We start from the raw sequence: 19,576 nt of genomic DNA, 5'->3' as shown, positions 1-19,576 counted from the left end.
ATGACCGCACTGCCATTACAAGACTACATAAGCCAAGCAGCGCAAGCCGAAACCGAATACAAGATTCTTGAAGTCAAGTACGGCAACGGCTATTCGCAACGCGCAGGTGATGGGTACAACAAGCAAACCGAAAGTTGGAATCTTACCTGGGACAACATCACCCTCGCCCAACTCAGCACGCTTCGCTCCGCATTTGATGCGGCAGGCGGTGTTGCCAACTTCACATGGATGGCGCTGGGTGACTCAGTAGACAAAAAGTGGATCGTTAAGAAACACTCACGAAGTGTTAAATCGGGAAGCGTTTACACATTGTCAGCCACGCTTGAACGGGTCTTTGATCTATGACCATCAAGCAAGACCTTCAATCACCGGCACTTCCAGACCACGTTGAACTGTATCAACTTGACTTGTCGAAGCTTGGTGGAGAGACGCTGTACTTCACACCTCACACAGCCAATGGAGTCACGAGCTTGTCGTTCGGTGGTCAGAGCTACATGGCTTTGCCTGTCAGTGGCTCCGGTTGGGAAATGGCAATCGATGGTGCCCCACCTCAGCCCACATTGAAGGTGTCGAACATCTCTCGCTTCATCCGCCCTTACCTGACGACCTTCAATGATCTGGTCGGCGCAAAGCTGACACGACTTCAGACCTTCACTAAATACCTAGACAACGGAGCGACACCAAACGCTTCGCAAGTCTTTAACACATGCGTTTACCTGATTGAGCAGAAGACCAGAGACACAAAGCAAGAGATCGAATTCAAGCTTTCCTCAGTCATTGACTCACCACAGACAAGGCTCCCAAAGGGACAGGTACTGCGCACCATTTTTCCAGGTGCAGGACTTTTCCGGAAAGGGCAATGAACTATCAAGAACACTTCATCAAATGCTGGCCTAACGAAGGCGTTGGCTACCTCAAAGACGGGCAATTCTTTCCGCTAGAGAACATCGCAGAAGATCCCGCTAACTCGTTCGAAGTTGATCCGTCCTTTCTTCTTGAAGAGCCTGATGCGCTCCTGCATTCGCATTGCACAGGCGTCACCAAACAGATCGATGACCCCCACATTCCGTCATACCAAGACCTTCTAGGGCAACAACATACCGCTATCGAATGGGGCATCTGCGTCACTGATGGCGAGATCTGCGAAGAACCGATCTGCTGGGGCAATCCAAATAATCGTCCACCTTTGTTGGACCGCACCTTCATATTCAATGTTCAGGACTGTCTTGCTCTTATGCAGGACTGGTACTACCAAGAACACGCCATCGTCCTTCCAACTCAGCCACGCACACCGCACTGGTACGACGAAGGACAAAACTACTTTGAAGACCTCTACCAAGACTGGGGCTTCGAGAAGGTGTCGCTTGATGAGCTTCAACGCGGTGACCTTCTTTTCTATCAAGTGCGTTCGCCAGTGGTCAACCACATTGGCATCTACATGGGAGACAACGAGGTTCTGAGCCATTGGTTCGGCCGTGTGTCATGCATCGAAGGTGTTGGCAAGTGGGCATCGCACATCAAGTTTGCTGCGAGGTACACAAAATGATTCACACGATCAAGCTCCATGGATTCCTTGGCCAGAAGTACGCCAAGACCGTCAAGCTCGATGCCGACAACGTCTTTCAGATCATGAGCGCATTGGTATCGCGTTTCGGACCAGGCTTCAAAGAAGACGTACGCGTCAACAGTTGGCACGTTATCAGTGGTCCACAACGACCAGAGAACGCGCTTGATGAACAAGACCTTGCTCATCAACTCAAGCACAAGACATTGCACCTAGTTCCTGCCGTGCAGGGTGGCTCCGGTGCCGTCCGCGTAATTGTCGGCGTCGTGCTGATGGTTGTTGGCGCGTACTTCGGTCAAGGGTGGTTGGTCCAGATCGGCGCGTCCCTTGCACTTGGGGGTGTCGTGGAAATGCTTTCAAAGCCACCAACGGCTGGTGCTCGCCAGAACCAAGACGACAACGCATCCCACATCTACAACTCGGCTGTGAACGTGACCTCCCAAGGCGGAGCCATTCCACGCATTTATGGCCGTGTTCAGCGCTGTTCATCGGTAGTCATTGCTACCGACTTCTCAAGTGACGAGGCTTAAATGGGAGTAAGAGACAACATTATCGGGGCTAAGGGTGGTGAGTCAGCACACACACCCGTTGACGCCCCAAACACACTTCGTAGTCGCACGACAGCGCGTGTGTTGTTCCTTACAGGACGTGGCGAAGTTGGTGGTCTTGCAACACCAGACTTTCCGTTGAAGTCCACCTACTTCAACAACACACCTGTTCAGAATGCTGACGGCTCGTTGAACTTCGCATTCACACAAGTTGACCAGCGCTTCGGTCTGCCCGTTCAGTCGGTGATGGCTGGCTACCCATCCGCATCCAACACCATCAACGTTGGCAGCAAGGTAAGCACCTCAACGCCTGTCCCATACACCACGTCGGTAAACAACATCGATGCGGTGCGTGTCACTGTTCGCTTTCCTGCACTGTTCAAGCAAGCTACCAACGGCGACACCAACGGAACATCGGTCACATTTCTAATTCAAACGCGCGTTGGCTCTGGTGCTTGGTCAATCTACAACTACTTCACCAAGAGCGACAAGTGCATCGCACCTGCTGACGTTGACTATCTGATCCCTCGACCAACAGGCAGCACTGGTGTGTGGTCTGTTCGGGTTGACCGCATCACGGCTGACAGCAGTTCAACAACGCTGGCGAATGACATCTACTTCCAGTTCGCTACTGAGATTCAGAATGTTCAGCTGCCCTACAACGGTTATTCATACATCGGGGCAACCATCTCAAGTGAGACAACGGGAAGCACTTTCCCAACTGTCTCATTCGATCTGTATGGGCAAAAGATCAAGGTTCCCTCTAACTACACCGTAAGCACACGCTCTTACTCTGGTGTTTGGGACGGATCATTCTCGGCAACCAAGCAAGTTTGCGACAACCCTGCCTGGGTTCTGTATGACCTACTGACGGACCCAGATGGTGGGATGGGACTCGACCCCAACGACATCGACAAGTTCAGCTTCTATGACGCTGCCGTCTACAGCGACGGACTTGTTCCCAAAGTCGGTGGTGGTACAGAGCCACGCTTCACATTCAACTATCAGTTCATGGAACAAATGGATCCATGGACCTTGATTCAGAACGTGGCCGCTACCTTCTGCGCAGTGGTGTTTAGCTCTGGAAGCCTCATCAGGCTTGTTCAAGATAGACCAACATCTTGGTCTCGTCTCATCACCAACTCCAATGTTGTTGATGGCCTCTTCGAACTCACATCCTCGAAGCGCTCTGAACGCAATTCAGCATGCATCGTCTACTGGAACGACCCATCACAGAACTGGCTCAGTGTCCCGACGTACTACGAAGACCCCGCAGGTACGGCCCGCTATGGTCTACATGTCAAAGAGATCACAGGACTGGGCATCACATCAGAGGGTCAAGCGCAGCGCCTTGCGAAGTGGCACGTAGACACAAGCCTGAACAATCTCGATGCATGCATCTTCAAGGTCGGCTTCTCAAATGCTGGCATGGAGCCGGGCGACGTTGTCAAACTGATGGACACCGATTGGGCTGGTTCGATGAACGAAGCCAAGGTGGTCTCATCAACATACAACTCAATCACTCTTGATCGAGAAGTCACTGTTGCTACCGGCTACACCATTGATGTCATTGGTTCTGACTGTGTAACCCTTTACACCTGCACAGTCACGAACACCGGCAATACCAAGGTACTGACCAATGCTGGCAACTCTGTTCAGCTCCTGGGAGCCTCGGACGGCACGCCTGTTTGGACTACATACGATGTAACCAAAGTCATCTCGTTCGCTGGTGGCGCCATCAGCGTATCTCCTGGCGCTGACGTGATCATCACAGGCAACATCGCACCTCGACAGTTCAAGATCACCAGCGTCAAGGAAGACCAGCCGGGTACATACACGGTCTCCGCCTTGCAGTACGACCCGAACAAGTTTGCTCGTGTTGACAGCACACCAACTGGAGTTACTCCTGCATATCAAGTCCAGAGTGCCATGGCGGTTGTCTCGCCTGTCGTTGGTATCGTGTTCTCTGAAGAGTCATACACCGACGTTGACGGCACTTCAAAGCGAAACTTAGTTGCTCGTTGGACGCCGGTCTCGGGACAGTTCGTCACTGCATACAAAGTCTTTTGGAGTAAGGACGACAACATTCTCACCAATCAGGATGTGGTGCAACCGAATTCGAGACTTCGTGTTGACACGGATGGCATCTACAAGATTGAGATCTATGCCTATAACGCCCGTGGTGCTCGAAGCCCTGGCGCATCCAACACTTATACGGTTGAGCTTGCAGCGCCCTCGACGGGTTCATCATTCGTCCCGGTCACGTCGCTTGCTGTCAAGACTGCTGGTGGCACTACCTTTACAGGTACGGACTGCTCTGTTGTCTGGTCTGATCCAAACACCAATGGTGCAGCAGTCGTTGATGGCTATCAGGTTCAGATCCTTGATGCCTCTTCTCCGACAACCGTATATCGCACGGAGTTCGTAAAGACTCGAGCCTACACATACGACCTGACCAAGCAACAACAGGACAACGGCGCAAACCTCAAGCGGTCTTTCATTGTTTCCGTGAAGGTCAAGGACACATGGGGTCGATACAGCACGGCAACAGCGGTCACGTTCGCAAACCCTGCGCCTCCTGTTGTTTCAGGACTGACGGCAACCGGCGGCATCAAGACTAACTTCCTGTCATGGCAAGCGTTAGTTGATTCCGACCTGAAAGGCTACTTGGTCTGGCGTGGTACGACAAGCACTTTCACCCCTTCGTCGCTGAACCTCGTATCGGACGGCTTCACCACAACCCTAACGGACGCTTCGGTATCGGATTCAACAACCTACTACTACAAGGTCGCGGGCTACGACACCTTCGGCAAGGATCTAACAGGCGCTGGCTTGAACATCGTCACGTCCGCTGCTGCAACGACGCTGAACTCTGCTGGTTCCAACGAATACAAGTTGACCGGTGTCACGTGGACCCCTAACTCTCCAAGCGCAAACCAGATTTCCTGGACTGCATGTACTGCCGTGAAGACGTTGGGGGCAAGTGCTGGCTCGACCTGGGCTATCTCGGCAGGTAGTGCGACATGGACAAGCGGCATCCTTTGGATCTACTACGCCGAGGGCAACACCGCACTTTCAACGACTACCAACCAAGCAACCGCATTTGCGGCCAATCAGACGGTTGTCGCGACCTATCGTGGTGGCACCAACTTTGAGTACGGCGACGGCAAAGCCTACATGGATGGTTCCTACCTGATTGCTGGAACCGTTGGCGCATCGCAGCTTGTCACTGGTTCGGCAATCATCACAGGCCCTGCGCAGATGGGCTCGGCTGTCATCAATGAGGCCGCGATTGGAAACCTGCAAGTCACGACGCTGAAGATCGGTGACAACGCGGTCACGATCCCAGTTATCTCGACCTCGGACACAGAACTGAGCGGGCCTTACAACGGAACTGGCGGGACGATGCTTACGCCATACATATACGTAGAGATTTCGAGAAACACAATCACATCGAAAGGCGGAATCATTCGCCTCGACGCTACAGCGGAACTGATGGCTGATACGTACAACTCCGCCTACTACACAAATAGCCCAATGGTGTTTGAGGGCTACGTTCGCTGTTTCCTCAATGGCGTTGAGGTCGGTTCAGCACAGGCTTATGGACCGCCACTCATGTATCAGACGGCTACCCCGTGGTCGTTCATAACTTTTCCATGGGTCACGGTTCAGCCAGGCCCTGGGACGCATACGTTCACTATGGTCATGAGCTACCGCCGAAAGACGGGTGCCACGAACGCGCAAGGTCGCTACACCGCTCGTCGTCGTGGCATCTACACACTGGAGGTACTCAAATAATGTACGCAGCAATCTATACCCCAAGTGGCACAAGCGCCGTTCCGATCAATCGCATCGTTCAAGTGCCAGACAGCGCCACGCTAACTGCCAGTTTGCAGGCTGGCGAGGCTTCAATCGTGCTGGCCTCCGCAGCCTATGCGACATCGACCCACTACATGAAGTATGTGAGTAGTGCTTACGCGGTAACGGCGAAGATAAGCCTGGACACGATCTGCACACTCACCAACACAGGTGGTTGGGTTGCTAACGGTAGCGACTCGATCACGTATGGGTCAGCGCTGCCTAACCCAACAACCATACGCGTCACTTGCTCAAATCCGTCGATGCCGATCATTGGCGGTTCTATCACTGATGGAACCATGTTGCTGACAACCATTGTTGCTGGTGCATACACGATCGAGTTGATGGCCTTCCCATACCTAACAAAAATAATTTCCGTGGATGCTACCTAATGGCTACCTTTAATCTCAACCCATCGATCCCACAAGTCACTGGCCTAACCTCGATTGGTGCAGGCATCAAGAACACCACGTTGAGCTGGACGGCCGTGGTGGTCTCAGGCGTAAGTTATCAAATCTACAAAAGTGCCACAAACACGATTTCATCGGCGACCTTGTTTGATGTCACTGATGCAAGCACCTACACGGCAACTGGTTTGGACTCATCAGTCACTAACTATTTCTGGGTTCGTGCTGTTGATCCACAGGGCTACACGGGCCCGTTCAGTGGTGCGTTATCTGGTATCGGTGATGGTGTGGCTGGGTTGCTTGGCACCATCACGTCATTGGATACCGGAACAACTGGTGTCCTTAGTTCGTCTACCAGTGTGAGCACTGCATGGACTTCTCCATCCATTACCAACTACGGGCAGTGGTACAACGTAGGTTATGCCGGGTTCACAGCTACAGCGAATCTTTGCTGCACGGTGTCAGTATCTCTGGGCGCCTTAGTTTCAAGCGTTTCGGTCGGCACAAATGAACGCCTTCAAGTGTTGGCGCGGTGCATCCTGCTCGACAATACCACTGGACTCTACGTCGATGGGACAACAGCAACTCACTTGCTGTATCAGAACTGGAACGTCTTAGGTGTTGTCCAGGTGAATGGTTCATTGGACACATTGACCAACTACAGTCAGTTTTTTGTTTCTGGCTTCCGTGGTGTTCTGATCCCTGGTCACTCGTATGGTTGGAACGTGCAGATCAGCAAAGTTCGAACGGCAGGATCACCAACCTGCGGTGTTCAAGTGACTTACTCGGATGCCACTGCCTCGGCGGGTTCACTGAGTTGATGTCGATAAATACCTCAAAGCAATGAGGTGGCTATGACGACTTTGACCCAAACATTTCCAGAGCTAGACGAATCATTCACTCTGGTTGTGAACACACCATCAACCACCCTTCGGGATGAGGTTGCGCCTGCCTTGGACATCAGGTTTGAATGTAGTAATGGTGAAATCACCATAACGACTACTTCAACCAACCTACGTGATGCAACCGAAGACGAGCTTGCTTTGGTTCTTGACTTCATCACATCAAACACCAAGATGAAGCTCATGGCTGGATTAGCAGCCGACATCACCATGCACCCAACCATGGTTCAGGCTTCTAACCTGTTGCATACGGTCCTTCTGAACGACCAATAAGAGCCCTTGCCCTCTCCGAGGCCCTTCCACCTAAACCACTAAATATATGCGAGTCAACAAGAACAAAAATAGAGGTGGAACATGGCCGCATACGCCGATCGCATTCGCGAAAACACAATCACGTCGGGGACCGGCACATACACGCTTGCTGGCCCCGTGCAAGGGTTCCGCGCATTCTCTGATGCGCTGACAACTGGGGCAGTTGTCACCTACTGCGTGGATGATGGCAACAACTGGGAAGTTGGCGAAGGCACCTTCACCATCGGCACGCCCAGCACCATCACTCGAACCACAATCCTATCCTCAAGCAACTCGAACGCTGCTGTTAGCTGGTCAGTTGGCACAAAGTCGATTTTCTTAACCGCATCTGCAACGCGCCTTGTCACCACGGACAAAGCGAACACGATGACTGGCGTATTGACCTTGCCGTCCAATGGCTTGATCGTCGGCACAAATCAACTGCTAGTGTCAGGTGGGAAGGTCGGAATTGGCACCTCTACATTGCCTTTCGCTTTAAACCTTGCAAGCGGCGCAAACACGGGATGGATTGACTTCATATCTGGTGGATTGGCAGTAGGGTCCGCTGGCGCCTTGGCTCTCTTCTCTAACAACACCGAACGTATACGCATTGACACGTCAGGGAACGTGGGCATTGGAACAAATGCCCCAGTTGCAAAACTTGGCGTATCGCGCGGCACTGGCGCAACGGCACCAACAGCGATCTCGGCTGCAAATTCGTACTTGGCACTTGGCGGTACTGAGTACACAACTAACTCGTATCGCCTTGTTGGCTTTGGCTATAACAACGCTGGAACTCATTACCCAGCCTACTTGGGCTATCAGGAAATCAGCTCGTCGGGCAGCACATACGGTGATCTGGTGTTCATGACCCGCAACGTCACGACTGACACTCAACCAGTTGAACGCCTACGTATTGACTCATCAGGAAATTTGGGGGTTGGTGTCACTGCCGCCTATCAACTTGACATTGGTGGTGGCGCAACTGTCAGCCCTCGCATTCAAGTGCGCCGTGGAACAGACGACGCTACCCAGCATTTGCGCATTGGATACGACCGAATTGAGTCGGTTCGATCTGGCACTGTTCTAGCTTCCGCTCAAACAGCACTGTCGTTCAACCAAGTTGGTTCGGACGGGACTCGTACAAATCTCCACATCGATTCTGCGGGCTATGTTGGCGTCGGCACCACGTCACCATCGTACAAGCTGGATGTGTTCACCAGTGGGGGAGCGAACGTTGTAGCAAGTCGTTCGACTGTTCAACCAGTGTTCCGTTTGAATGACGGGACAAACAACTTTGACACGTACTTGATAAGCAACGTTGCGACGTTGCGTACAAACACCTCAATCCCGATGACGTTCCAGACGAACAGTTTGGAACGCTTGCGCATTGAGGCCGCAGGCAACGTGGGCATTGGCACCACACCAGACACTGCTGTGTTCAGCGCCTACAGAACGTTGGCAATTGGTAGCACTACTAGCGGTGCTGCGCTCTTGTTCCAGTCTGGCACTGCAAACTCTGCCAACAAGTGGCTTGGTGGCATTGGTGTTTTGAACCAAGCGAGTGGTGTCTCGTCTACTGAATCTGCCGACATCGGTTTCTATCAAGACGGCATCGATGCCACAGCCCCTGGTGCATCAATTCGGTTCTACACGCGAGCGAACGCGGGCACGATTTCTGAGCGCTTGCGCATCGATGCATCTGGGAATTTGCTTCTTGGAACAACGACTTCCACTGGCTACAAGCTTGAAATGACGGGTCAGCTTGGGATTAACAACGGAACGATCTATGGTGGCGTTGGCCCAGGCATGTTCGCCAGCGCGTTTGGTATCGGTTCGACCAGCAACCACAACTTGGTCTTTGGTGCAAACGGCAATGAACGCATGCGCCTCGACACATCTGGAAACTTGAGCATCGGCACCGTCACTGCTTCCTACAAGCTTCACGTTTCTGGAACTGGAGCAGTCATAGCGGGTGTGGAAGGGACCACAGATGCGTCGTTCATCACGAAGGTGAATGGCTCTCAGGCACTTTACCTCCACAGCACCACGGCTTTATCAGAAATCAATGAGCTTCGCGCGTTGCCACTGGTCTTCACTGTCAATGGTGCAGAGCGCATGCGCATTGACTCAGGCGGAAATGTTGGCATCGGCACTTCCACTACAACCACCGCATTCGTAGGCTACGGTCAGCTTGGCATCAGTGGCACGACGGGTGGCGCCATGCTGCTTCAGTCTGCTGGCACTACAAGAGGTGGGATGGTCTCTGACGCATCGTTCACGTACTTGTATTCGCTGGGCTCTGCCCCAATGCTTTTTGGCGTTGGTGGTACAGGTACGGGTACAGAGCGCATGCGCATTGATACGTTAGGAAACGTAGGCATTGGTGGCGCTGCTCCAAGCAACGGTAAGACTCTAGCAATTCAGAACTCAGGGACTGCGGCTTCAACTTTCTACTTGCAAAACTCAACGACCGGCTACAACGCTGGCAATGGTCTGACGCTGCAACTTGCAAGCACTGACGGCTACCTCTGGAACTACAACAACGGGTTGTTGGTCTTTGGGACAAACAACAACGAACGCATGCGCATTGATACAGGTGGCAACGTGCTCGTGACTGGTGTTGGTGGTCTTGGCTACGGAACGGGCTCAGGTGGTACCGTCACGCAAGCGACAAGCAAGTCAACGGGAGTCACACTGAACAAAACGAACGGTGCAATTACATTGAATGCCGCTTCTTTGGCTGCAAACGCGGTTGCCGCGTTCACGTTCACGAACTCAACGATTGCCGCAACAGACGTTGTTCAAGTCTGCGTCAAGAGCGGCATGGTTTCTGGTGGTTCATATCACCTCTCGGTCGATGCTGTGGCTGCTGGTTCTTGCAACATTTCCGTTCGAAACCTTACTGGTGGCGCTTTGGCTGAAGGCATAGTTCTCAACTTTGCAGTCATCAAAGCAGCAACGTCCTAATAGCTGAAAAAATAACACGGCGCATCACCCCGAAATTACCCTCCGGCACCTATACACCGGAGTTTTTCCATGGGGAAGATGAACCAGATGTCTCGCAAGGGCATGCCATTCGGCGCAGTGCTTTTCAACGTGGTCGAAGAAGCCAACAAGGTGCTCGCGGTAGTTCGGAAAGCACCGACAAAGCATCGCACCAAATGTGATGACACGGACTTGGAAGCCATGGGCTTCAAGGAAAGCAAGATCGGCTTCTTCGTGTTGTTGATGCCCGGGCAAGTTGGATCAGGCAAGAACTTCAGCTTCGTGGTCGATCCAGATCAACGAAGAGAAGCACACGAAGTCTTGTCAAAGCTGAACGTGTTCCAGCTTACTGAAGGTGTTCTTGCTTGCACGTCGGCGTCGTCATGGGATGTTGCCAAACGGAAGCTTCAAGAGTGCGAATGTCTGGGCTATTTCGCGGTAGCGTTCTCGACACCCGATCAGTTGATGATCCTTGCTGAAGATCCCAAGTTCATGGTTCTTTAGGCAAGCAAGTCCACTCATAGCGAAGAAGCACGGAAGCCCGAATTTGTCGGGCTCTCCTGTTGTCGGGTGTTAAGACTGCCTCGATCAGCATCTCAAGTTCGGGCCATCTGTTTGTCTTGAGTGCTTGCTGGTAGTCCATTGCCACCTCTAGGTCTTCCAGAATGAACCTCTCGGCGTAGCTCCAATCGTTCAATCGATGTTTCAGGCAATAGCCGAACACGGCGCGAGACCTTGAGTCTCTACTTTGCAGCACAGCCATCATCAACGCGTCTTCATCACGAGGGTCCATGCTGGTATTTACAGCTCGCCAGGTGATGAACTTCGCTGCTATCTGTTCATTTGGTGAGCAGGTCTGTAAATACCAAGTGAAAACCTTGGAGAGACCTATGAAGAAAGACGCCTACGAAATATTTGACGAATCGCTGTTTGCCTGGGGCAAACATGTTGAACAAACAACTCAAGAACAAGTTAGCGATGGTTTAGGAACGCTGCATCAACAAGTAGTTGATAACTTGACTTCAATTCAAACATCAAACGATGCAGGCATCTGCTGGTACAAACGCAAAGGCAAATGGTTGATCATCGAAGTCTTTGATCCGACTGCCACATGAAAACTCTTACCCAAGAACAGATTGACTGGCTCAACAGCAACTGCCAAGGCCAATGGTGCTTTTCAATTCCATGGATTCGCAAAGCAGGTTGGCACTACGTTGGCAACATTGAATTCGCGGTCGAAGAAGACGCCCTACTGTTTAAGCTCACGTTCTGAACGTGGGTGCGGCCCTAGGGCCATCAATGCTTCCAGACGGCCAAGCCAACAACCACCATCGCAGAAACCGCTATGAGACAAACAGCTCCAATGGGGTTGTTTTGCAAGGCGCGTAGGACGGTCTCAAACCAAGTTGCGTTCGGGATCTTCATGACTGGGACTCCTGGGATCGTGAGGTTGAAGCTATCTGCTCAACACAGCGTATGCCATCCCCGATTTCTTTCCAACTGGACTTCCTTGCCCGAGGCTGAACAAGACGCACCAAGGCTCTTCTAGACCCCTTGGTGACGCTGTGCAGGGGTGCAACACGCCCACCAATGCGGTCTGGTATCTTTGATCCGATGGCATCCGCCATGACGTAACGGGACCAAACGATGTCGATTGCTGAAGATAGAGAAGAGTTCAACAACACCGGTCTTCGCGGCCTGCTGCAACAGTTGACCAAGATCGGAGAACCCACCTACGTGCTGGAGTTGGAAGGCGGCCATCTGGGTCAAGTCATCGACGCCAAGCCGCCTCTTGGTGGTGGTGCCTACATCTTCATCAAGCGGGGTTCTCCGCCATTGCGTTATGCCAATTTGGTGGAAGGCGAGACTCCTTCCGAATATCGACTGTTTGTCTAGTGCTCGCTAGACTTTTGCAAATATGAAGAACACCAGCGCGACACCCATAAACGTCAAACTACTGGGTACAGTGATTTTTGTTGTTGATGGCTACCACGGCAACGGTCATTGTCGTGCCATGTCTGAATGGGCGGAAGCACTCTTGCATCGACTGGGACATCCAGATGCTCGTCTTGTGTTTGGTCAGGCTGTGATCCCCAAGGCTTTTGCTCCTTCATGGATGTCCGACATTTTTGCGCCTGGAAGTCTCAGCAATGCGATTCTCTACGGCGATCCACACCTCTTCGAGCTGGATGAAGCTGACTCAAAGCAAGACCTGACACCTCAGTTTCAAACTGATCGATTTCATGCCTGGGTACAGATCGGTGACAGGGTCATTGATGTCAACACAGGCAACTCTGGGAAGGCTTTCACACAAGGCCACCCAATCAAAGTGGCTCGCGTTCCCAAGGCACCTATCTACAAGGAAGATCCTGGTCTGCAAGCACGGGTGTTGCTGTCGCATCCCCCATCAGGCGGCATAACTGATGCCAAGCTTGATCGCATGGTTGACTTGTACAAGCAGCTTCAGAAGAACCCAGGCGCAATGATGATCGAGGTTGAAGAGGGCAAGATCAAGGTCAACGCAGACGGGTCATTTACCCAGATCGCATAGCGGGTCTAAAGATGTGCTGTGAATGGACGATCAGCAATGATGAACATTCACCAGAAGATCAAGCGCCTGGAAGAACTGATCGCACGGATCGATGCCGGGAATCCAGTTACCAGAAAGGACATCAACAACGTCTTAGGCCAAGATGGTTTAGATCATCTTGACAATCTGTGGGAATGGGAAAAGCAATGCTGCCCAGATGATCGGGAGCTTCCTACGGCCCTAAAGGATTACAACGATCTACTTCATAAAGCTGCTCTCGAAGAGAACAGGAAGAAGCGATCAAAGGCTGGTGCCGTGTCAGGTGATGGCATCAGGATGGCCAAAGCACACAAGGCAATCAAAGACGCAAATTCGCGAGCCGGAAAGCTTTATCAAGAAGCGTTGGAACAACTTGAAGATGCCATCGCCAATGATCCGGCGTTAGGAGTCCATCTAGATAGAGGTTGCGTGTTCGATGGCGGAGAAGGACTTACACCTGACGCCGAGGACGTGCCCAGAACAAAGGGTTCAAAGTCTATCCACCGGAGGGACGGTCCGGCTCGAAGGCGCACAAAGGCTGAACTGAAGCGGCAGGTGCTAGAAGAAGCACTGAAGCGGCTCCAAGATGAGCTAGTGAATCCAAAGCCCCCGGAAGCCCAGGGAGGGCTGCCTGTGTTTCGAGACATGCGGGAAATCCTGAAGCGGGTGCTGGGCGGGCGCCGATAGAGATCCGAAAACGTGCTCTGGGCGGATTGGGCGAGCGCCGAGGCTCCAAAAATCAAATTTTGACCCCTAGGGGCCGATTCCATAGACTGGTTACTAAATACACCTGAAGACGCGGCCAGCTTGCTGGTGCGTCTCTGGATATCCAGGGTCAGAGACAAGCCAACTACGGGACTTGCAGTATGACGATGCAGCTTGAACGGGCTGCACAGGCCTCCCACAGATAGCTACGCATGTGGGGAACAACAGGCAGACGCGACAGACCACATAACAACTGGTTGAGCGTAGCAAGTGCAATCCAAGTGGAGCGCTTTAAGAGGAGGATGCGTCAGGGACTCCTTTCCCATCGTGGGAGGAGGATTAAGGAATACCTTTGACTTTTATGAGCTGGTTGACGTAAGGAAGGACTGGCGGAGCAGAGACGAGCTGGCGAAGTGAGTCGGCGAACGCAAGTCCTTGGCACGTAGCAGAACTGCTAGGTGCCTGGTGGTTATGAGATAGCAGTGGTGAGTAAGGTCAAAGGTATTCCTTCATCGAGAAAACTGTGAGGGGTAATGCCATGGCTCAACGGCACCATGCCTTGGTCCTTCGACACGTACCCACCTCTTCGAGGTGTTCTGGCCCTTCGTTCCTCAGAGCCAGAACAGGCGGTACGCGCTTTGGCTGGCACTCACTGACGTTCGTTTGCCAAAGACGCTGCGCCGTGGCTTACGCCACCAGTTCTGGCTGCCAGATGGAAAAGAGTTGGATGCCAGGTGAGGAAGATAGAGTGCTGGTGAGTGGTGCAAGTGGCGACCCGACCAACCACTTGGTCATTCGAAAGCCGATCGGCTGCTTCCCTGGGTCGTTTCCACCCAAACCAACCCACCGATTTTTCGCTCGAACACCCTTCCCTCGGTCTCACCGTCAATCACCACAGTTAGCTGGTCACGAACCGCATCACTGTGCCGGTTGTGTCCACGACCGTCGCTCTTGTTATTCCAAATCTCATTGAGAACAGACTGTGGAACGTTGGTCATCGGTGCCTCCAATGTTGAGACATCAGTCTAGGTGCCTTGCAAGAAGCAAGGTAGTGATTTGGTGTGCAGGAATGCTGAACCAGTCACAACTTTGGCTAAGTCCATGCGGCGATAAATATCAGCATGGACAACAAAATCCCCATCGACGAACTCGATCTACCCATTGATGCGCTGACGCGCACAGCCAATGACTTTACGGTCATGCTTCTCGAAGACCTTCTAGCTGCCCGCTTGTTTTACCCGGAGTTCAAAGAAGACACCTGGGACGTCAACGCGAAGACCGCGCTGCGCTTGTTGGGCATCAAAGAACCCAACATGGGTTTGAGCATCAGAACTGGCAAGTGGCTTAAGGAAAATGGTTTTTACAACTACCGCAGCGATCGCAAGTGGAAGATTGGTATCAAATCTTCTGTGGACGCCAAGTCCAAAATGCGAGTCATCTGACGAACACCACCAATGACTAGCGCCAGCATGAAAAATTTATTGATCCGCCAGATTTCCAACACGGATCGCATAAGTGGGAATCACGACACACTCGCTAAATACGTGTGAACAAGGCACATGAAAGGTTTCCTCCATAGCCAGTAGCTTGAATGGTGTTCGAATCAAGTTAGGTTGAACTAGAGCGACCGCAACAAGAGCCCATCAGGGCTTTCGTTGTTTCTGGCATCCAGTGAAGCTCTTCGACAAATTAACGATTTCTTGATGTTTGTGATGATCTCTTGTGTAGAACTACAGGCGGGAAGCACGTCAAGAAAACATGTCATGGATCAGCACACGACATCAAGAATCAGAGCATCTTTCTGTCAGGAACATGAATCCCAACAAGGAAAAGCATCATTTCCAGACGTGTGGTGGCGAGTTATCCGTTTGAACAAGCCTTTACCACCAGAGCTTCATGGTTCACCTAGCTGATGAGTTGAACCTGATGGCAAGACTCCTGGCAAGCGTCTTAGCCAAAGTCATCTGGTAATTGGCAGAGGAAACTAATATCACTTGTTCACAATGATTTCGCAGGTGACATCAGGTGTAACGGTTTTGACTTCTTGGCTGGTTCTGCTACCAGTCACTGGCGAGGCCAAAGCCACGTAGGAATAGTTCACCTATTGCAACGTGGCTGGTTTCCCTAGATGCCACAACAACCTACATGACGTTTCAAAACACAGTACAAGCCACCTACAAGTGAGTGATCCACATCATTGGCAATAGGCTTTGTCTATAGAAAAGTTGTTCACAGACGCGATTGGATTCGTGGTGCAAAAGTCATGTGAACAACTGATATTGGATTGCTCTACCAATCAGCAGATGAGCCTTACCAAAGTGCTCAGATGAACCGTTGCCATCGGAGCATGGTTGTGGGCCAGATAAACCAAGGCTCATTGGTGATGGTCGTTCAACCTTCCTACATGGTGTCGATGTACGCCTTCTAGGTGGTGAAGAGTCAAGCGACTTCCAACGAATTCTTCTGAAGAAAAGGATCGTTGAACCTGCACGAACACCATGACAAAGGCGCTTGACCTTTGGCAATCTGGAAGGTGTACCGAGGGGGGGGTATGCTTGCTGTGGATCGTGCGAAGGTGTGAGGGTACTAACAACTACAGCCATCTGGACACCACTTTTCGATGTCCATACTGAATCAAAAAATCCCCACCACCAGCCACCACTTTTGAGGATCGATCTACAGGTCATCAACCTTCATGTTCTTGATCCGAATATCGTCAGCTACCGCACTCAAAACGGTAACGAGGGCGTAGGTACTTTGCACGTAGTTGTCTACGGCTTCCTTCGTAGGTTCGAAGTCGTTGGAATGAGCAACCAGGTTTCTCATCTGCTGCAACTGCCCAGTCAATCGATAGACTTCTTCAGTCAAAGCTATGCCGTCGATCTTTTCGATGATCTTCCAGTAGCTTCGAACATCGCTTCGCTTGTCAGGTAGAGGGATACCAGCCGCCTTAATTATCGAGCGCAACGCATCTTCGATTTCCCGCCAGCTATCTAAGATCCGAGCAGACGGACGCACGGAAGAATCTGATTGCTTGATGCTGAAAGCAATGCGGTGTTCCCGCTCCGCCGCCTTAGCTCTTTCAATTGCTACCAGCTTTTCCAATCGCTTCAACCCTTCAGCAACTTCAGGCGGAGTGTCGGCAGTGACCTTCACTTCTGACTTGACGTTCGCCTCTAGCGGCGTGGCAGCAGGCTTCTCAAGCTCAGGCACCGGTTTAACTTCGGGGATCGGAGCCTGTTCCTCTACGACCTCAGCAATCACACGAGCTTTCTGGGACTGGTTCTCAAATTCAGCCTCAAGTGGACCTGCCTTGAGCTTCTTCAAGAAAGGAATGATCTTCAGCAGCTCGCCTCGGAGAAGCAAGACAACCGTCAGCACGGCGATTGGCCAAGCAAGGGCTTCGGCCATCTTGCTTATGAACGTCAACCAATCCATAGACTCCCCTGCTTTCGAATTTCATCTGACCAATAAGTAATGGGTGAACGCATACAACCATTACCACCGGCTAATCATCAAGGCTTGGCTTAGGCAGCAACCCCAAGGCATCTACGAGGTGCATCACATCTTGCCAACTGCCCTGGGTGGCACTGATGACAAGGCCAACCTGATCAAGCTTACACCACGGGAACATCGGCTTGCCCACATCCTGCTGGCTTCAATGCTGGACAGAAACCAATGGTGTGCCGTCCATGCAATCGAGAAGCGCTTTCCCTACTTGAGGAAGCGCTGGACCCATCGAATGTGGTTGCGGATGCTGAACGCTGCGCGAAATCGAAGACACTGATACCAGAAGATCCAACGTCACATGGGAGACACGATGACACTGGAAAGTGTATTTAAAACATCCGTTGATATTTTTAGCTCAGTTGCTTCATTGGTTGCCATAGGAACACTCTATCGTGAGATACGAAAAGAGCGCCAACCCGCTCTAAAGATAGCAAGCCTTCGACTCTATACAGCCGGTGAATTTCAACAGGTTATTCTTGAACTCAAGAATACAAAAGACTATGACGTAACTATAAATCAGTCCCAGGTCTTTTCAATGTACAGATTCATGGCAGATTCAGAACGTCGGAGCGGGCCAAGACTTATCTCAATCCTCGAATCGAATGACATCGTTTGCAACATACCCACAACGCCGATCCCTTCAAAGGGATATGTAAGACTATCCTTAAATGTAAATTTCCCAGCAACCAAATTCAAAAAATTCATTGCATTGATGAATACATCTCATGGCAACTACACGACAACAACTAAGGTAGAACATATAAACGGAATGGTTCATGTTCGCAGTCATGCTGTTTTCCAGTCAAAAAGGGCTGCCTACCGCTGCTTCGTATGGTCCAAGGCAGCATATTTTTTAAGCATATCCCCACTAAAGAATACTGCTTTAGCGGAAAAGTTGAAAACAAGAGCCGATAAAATATTCAAGGAAGCTTTGATCCCCAAAAGAGAGCCATTTCAAAACAGATGAGTTTTGCCGTTCAAGATGCCAGCAGCCTTTCTTGAAGATGCTTTGTTGTCTGCATGCAGATAGACGGTAGTGCTTTGTATGTGACGATGGCCCAACTGCTGTTGGACTTCAAGCACTGACATACCGCCATCAAGTAAGCGCGAAGCATGCGAGTGCCGCATGACGTGTAGGGTCACGTTGCCTTGACTGACATCGAGACCCGCTCGTTTAACAGCAGCGTTAATCCAGTTGGTGTTGACCTTGGCCTTCGCTTTGTGGGGAAACACATGAACGGCGTCGGCGCCCACAAGCGCACGACGACGCACCAACATTTCATGCAAGCGATCAGTCATTGCAACGTGGCTATCAACGCCACGCTTTGAACGCACAACCCAAACAGTTCGCTCCTTGATGTCGATCTGCGACCACTTCATCTTTTGAAGTTCGTTCAAGCGACAACCAATGTGAAGCAAGCCCAACAGGAGATCGCAGTTGTCTTGGCGCCTTGCAACGTGACTTGGGTTGCGACCTCGAAAAGAAGCATGGGGATCAATCGCCTGGAACAACTTGGCTTCTTCTTCTGGAGAGAGAAAGCGCTTACGCGATTCACCGCCTTGTATGCGATCAAGTCGAATGCCTTCTTGCCAGCCTTGCTTCTTGCAGTGGTTCATGACTGCATTCCAGTAGCCAACTGTCACAGCCAAAGTGTTCTCACTGATTCCGGCACTACGGCGTTTCTGAACCACGTTCATCAAATCAGCAAGCATCACGCTTTTGATAGGTTGATCCGGCAAGGCTAGGAAGTGCCGTAGATGAACCTCCGCGTTTGCGTGGCCCACTGTTCCCGAACGGGATTTAAGGAACGCTTTTATTGCTGCATGAAGGTTAACGGGCTTCACACCAGCAATAAGTATCGACTTGACGTGCTCGGCTTCCCAACAAGCCGAAATCTGTTCGGCAAGCTTTCGATCACTTGTTTTAGTTGAACGGGCAATTGAATGTCCGTTGATAGTTTTTCGATAGAACCATTTGCCACCTCTTAAATCAAGACTCACTTTGCACTCCTGTTAATACAAAACCAGGATGCATTCCAGGTGGCAGCTAATCAACAGTAGATTTTCTGCACTCCGGTTGTATGTACTAACTTGCCAGGTGCAAGATCTGAATTTCTAGGTGCGTGGCAAGTACAAGATCAGGTTTTTGCCTCTGAGCAAGCTGTTGTTGAGAACTGTTCTTGATTAAACGCGCTGTTTGTTGTAGGAACGGGCAAAGCGGACACGCCTGCAGA

20 protein-coding genes are annotated in these 19,576 nt (G+C 51.5%); 17 read left to right on the top strand and 3 right to left on the bottom strand.

Features of this window, described 5'->3' with window-relative positions; all coding sequences use genetic code 11:
* The 14 genes from ACREB4_RS04665 (at position 1) to ACREB4_RS04600 (ending at position 13,814) form a co-directional block, all read left to right on the top strand.
* Positions 1-345: a phage tail protein gene (locus ACREB4_RS04665; protein WP_431587028.1), complete on the top strand. Its 345-nt coding sequence runs from the start codon at positions 1-3 to the stop codon at positions 343-345.
* Positions 342-863 carry a phage minor tail protein L gene (locus ACREB4_RS04660; protein WP_431587027.1) on the top strand — a complete coding sequence of 174 codons (522 nt, stop codon included), beginning with the start codon at positions 342-344 and terminating at the stop codon, positions 861-863. Before ACREB4_RS04665 ends, ACREB4_RS04660 begins: the two co-directional genes overlap by 4 nt.
* The gene (locus tag ACREB4_RS04655; protein WP_431587026.1) at positions 860-1,546 is read left to right on the top strand and encodes a C40 family peptidase; all 687 of its coding nucleotides are present in this window, start codon (positions 860-862) and stop codon (positions 1,544-1,546) included. The genes ACREB4_RS04660 and ACREB4_RS04655 overlap by 4 nt, the downstream gene beginning before the upstream one ends.
* On the top strand, positions 1,543-2,094 hold the full coding sequence (locus tag ACREB4_RS04650; protein WP_431587025.1) for a hypothetical protein: 552 nt from the start codon (positions 1,543-1,545) through the stop codon (positions 2,092-2,094). The genes ACREB4_RS04655 and ACREB4_RS04650 overlap by 4 nt, the downstream gene beginning before the upstream one ends.
* Before the next feature lie 156 nt (positions 2,095-2,250).
* On the top strand, positions 2,251-5,910 hold the full coding sequence (locus tag ACREB4_RS04645) for a host specificity protein J (protein WP_431587024.1): 3,660 nt from the start codon (positions 2,251-2,253) through the stop codon (positions 5,908-5,910).
* On the top strand, positions 5,910-6,362 hold the full coding sequence (locus ACREB4_RS04640; RefSeq protein ID WP_431587023.1) for a hypothetical protein: 453 nt from the start codon (positions 5,910-5,912) through the stop codon (positions 6,360-6,362). Before ACREB4_RS04645 ends, ACREB4_RS04640 begins: the two co-directional genes overlap by 1 nt.
* On the top strand, positions 6,362-7,198 hold the full coding sequence (locus tag ACREB4_RS04635) for a hypothetical protein (RefSeq protein ID WP_431587022.1): 837 nt from the start codon (positions 6,362-6,364) through the stop codon (positions 7,196-7,198). The genes ACREB4_RS04640 and ACREB4_RS04635 overlap by 1 nt, the downstream gene beginning before the upstream one ends.
* Before the next feature lie 33 nt (positions 7,199-7,231).
* A complete protein-coding gene (locus ACREB4_RS04630; RefSeq protein ID WP_431587021.1) occupies positions 7,232-7,552 on the top strand; it encodes a hypothetical protein in 321 nt (106 codons plus the stop codon).
* 81 nt (positions 7,553-7,633) lie between these two features.
* A complete protein-coding gene (locus tag ACREB4_RS04625) occupies positions 7,634-10,540 on the top strand; it encodes a beta strand repeat-containing protein (protein WP_431587020.1) in 2,907 nt (968 codons plus the stop codon).
* A 69-nt stretch (positions 10,541-10,609) separates the two neighbouring features.
* Entirely contained in the window at positions 10,610-11,062 is a 453-nt protein-coding gene (locus ACREB4_RS04620; protein ID WP_431587019.1) for a hypothetical protein, read from the top strand.
* Positions 11,063-11,349: 287 nt separating this feature from the next.
* Positions 11,350-11,673 (top strand): hypothetical protein, encoded by a 324-nt coding sequence (locus ACREB4_RS04615; protein WP_431587018.1) that lies wholly within the window; start codon positions 11,350-11,352, stop codon positions 11,671-11,673.
* A gap of 532 nt (positions 11,674-12,205) precedes the next feature.
* A complete protein-coding gene (locus ACREB4_RS04610) occupies positions 12,206-12,454 on the top strand; it encodes a hypothetical protein (protein WP_431587017.1) in 249 nt (82 codons plus the stop codon).
* A 22-nt stretch (positions 12,455-12,476) separates the two neighbouring features.
* Positions 12,477-13,109 (top strand): hypothetical protein, encoded by a 633-nt coding sequence (locus tag ACREB4_RS04605; protein WP_431587016.1) that lies wholly within the window; start codon positions 12,477-12,479, stop codon positions 13,107-13,109.
* A gap of 36 nt (positions 13,110-13,145) precedes the next feature.
* Complete coding sequence (locus ACREB4_RS04600) at positions 13,146-13,814, top strand: hypothetical protein (RefSeq protein WP_431587015.1); 669 nt, start codon at positions 13,146-13,148, stop codon at positions 13,812-13,814.
* Positions 13,815-14,623: 809 nt separating this feature from the next.
* Here the strand turns inward: ACREB4_RS04600 and ACREB4_RS04595 are convergent.
* Positions 14,624-14,830, bottom strand: a complete 207-nt coding sequence (locus ACREB4_RS04595; protein WP_431587014.1) for a hypothetical protein — start codon at positions 14,828-14,830, stop codon at positions 14,624-14,626.
* Positions 14,831-14,953: 123 nt separating this feature from the next.
* On the opposite strand from ACREB4_RS04595, the gene ACREB4_RS04590 reads away from it, so the two are divergent.
* Positions 14,954-15,274: a hypothetical protein gene (locus ACREB4_RS04590; protein WP_431587013.1), complete on the top strand. Its 321-nt coding sequence runs from the start codon at positions 14,954-14,956 to the stop codon at positions 15,272-15,274.
* A 1,234-nt stretch (positions 15,275-16,508) separates the two neighbouring features.
* Here the strand turns inward: ACREB4_RS04590 and ACREB4_RS04585 are convergent.
* Complete coding sequence (locus ACREB4_RS04585; protein WP_431587012.1) at positions 16,509-17,243, bottom strand: hypothetical protein; 735 nt, start codon at positions 17,241-17,243, stop codon at positions 16,509-16,511.
* A gap of 70 nt (positions 17,244-17,313) precedes the next feature.
* On the opposite strand from ACREB4_RS04585, the gene ACREB4_RS04580 reads away from it, so the two are divergent.
* Positions 17,314-17,619 carry an HNH endonuclease gene (locus ACREB4_RS04580; RefSeq protein WP_431587011.1) on the top strand — a complete coding sequence of 102 codons (306 nt, stop codon included), beginning with the start codon at positions 17,314-17,316 and terminating at the stop codon, positions 17,617-17,619.
* A gap of 21 nt (positions 17,620-17,640) precedes the next feature.
* Positions 17,641-18,309 carry a hypothetical protein gene (locus ACREB4_RS04575; protein WP_431587010.1) on the top strand — a complete coding sequence of 223 codons (669 nt, stop codon included), beginning with the start codon at positions 17,641-17,643 and terminating at the stop codon, positions 18,307-18,309.
* On the opposite strand, the gene ACREB4_RS04570 is transcribed toward ACREB4_RS04575, so the two are convergent.
* Positions 18,297-19,343: a tyrosine-type recombinase/integrase gene (locus ACREB4_RS04570; RefSeq protein WP_431587009.1), complete on the bottom strand. Its 1,047-nt coding sequence runs from the start codon at positions 19,341-19,343 to the stop codon at positions 18,297-18,299. The genes ACREB4_RS04575 and ACREB4_RS04570 overlap by 13 nt on opposite strands.
* Between the last annotated feature and the right edge of the window lie 233 nt (positions 19,344-19,576).

Origin of the sequence: Aquabacterium sp. (assembly GCF_050725395.1) — a bacterium.
Lineage (GTDB): Bacteria > Pseudomonadota > Gammaproteobacteria > Burkholderiales > Burkholderiaceae_C > Aquabacterium.
Note: the sequence above shows the minus strand (reverse complement) of the source record. Positions and strands in the feature narration are given on the sequence as shown.

Bases quoted from the DNA above. Each gene is read 5' to 3' on its own strand.
- ACREB4_RS04665 (WP_431587028.1), top strand. From the start codon at position 1: ATGACCGCACTGCCATTACAAGACTACATAAGCCAAGCAGCGCAAGCC.
- ACREB4_RS04660 (WP_431587027.1), top strand. From the start codon at position 342: ATGACCATCAAGCAAGACCTTCAATCACCGGCACTTCCAGACCACGTT.
- ACREB4_RS04655 (WP_431587026.1), top strand. From the start codon at position 860: ATGAACTATCAAGAACACTTCATCAAATGCTGGCCTAACGAAGGCGTT.
- ACREB4_RS04650 (WP_431587025.1), top strand. From the start codon at position 1,543: ATGATTCACACGATCAAGCTCCATGGATTCCTTGGCCAGAAGTACGCC.
- ACREB4_RS04640 (WP_431587023.1), top strand. From the start codon at position 5,910: ATGTACGCAGCAATCTATACCCCAAGTGGCACAAGCGCCGTTCCGATC.
- ACREB4_RS04635 (WP_431587022.1), top strand. From the start codon at position 6,362: ATGGCTACCTTTAATCTCAACCCATCGATCCCACAAGTCACTGGCCTA.
- ACREB4_RS04630 (WP_431587021.1), top strand. From the start codon at position 7,232: ATGACGACTTTGACCCAAACATTTCCAGAGCTAGACGAATCATTCACT.
- ACREB4_RS04625 (WP_431587020.1), top strand. From the start codon at position 7,634: ATGGCCGCATACGCCGATCGCATTCGCGAAAACACAATCACGTCGGGG.
- ACREB4_RS04620 (WP_431587019.1), top strand. From the start codon at position 10,610: ATGGGGAAGATGAACCAGATGTCTCGCAAGGGCATGCCATTCGGCGCA.
- ACREB4_RS04615 (WP_431587018.1), top strand. From the start codon at position 11,350: ATGCTGGTATTTACAGCTCGCCAGGTGATGAACTTCGCTGCTATCTGT.
- ACREB4_RS04610 (WP_431587017.1), top strand. From the start codon at position 12,206: ATGTCGATTGCTGAAGATAGAGAAGAGTTCAACAACACCGGTCTTCGC.
- ACREB4_RS04605 (WP_431587016.1), top strand. From the start codon at position 12,477: ATGAAGAACACCAGCGCGACACCCATAAACGTCAAACTACTGGGTACA.
- ACREB4_RS04600 (WP_431587015.1), top strand. From the start codon at position 13,146: ATGATGAACATTCACCAGAAGATCAAGCGCCTGGAAGAACTGATCGCA.
- ACREB4_RS04595 (WP_431587014.1), bottom strand. From the start codon at position 14,830: ATGACCAACGTTCCACAGTCTGTTCTCAATGAGATTTGGAATAACAAG.
- ACREB4_RS04590 (WP_431587013.1), top strand. From the start codon at position 14,954: ATGGACAACAAAATCCCCATCGACGAACTCGATCTACCCATTGATGCG.
- ACREB4_RS04585 (WP_431587012.1), bottom strand. From the start codon at position 17,243: ATGGCCGAAGCCCTTGCTTGGCCAATCGCCGTGCTGACGGTTGTCTTG.
- ACREB4_RS04575 (WP_431587010.1), top strand. From the start codon at position 17,641: ATGGGAGACACGATGACACTGGAAAGTGTATTTAAAACATCCGTTGAT.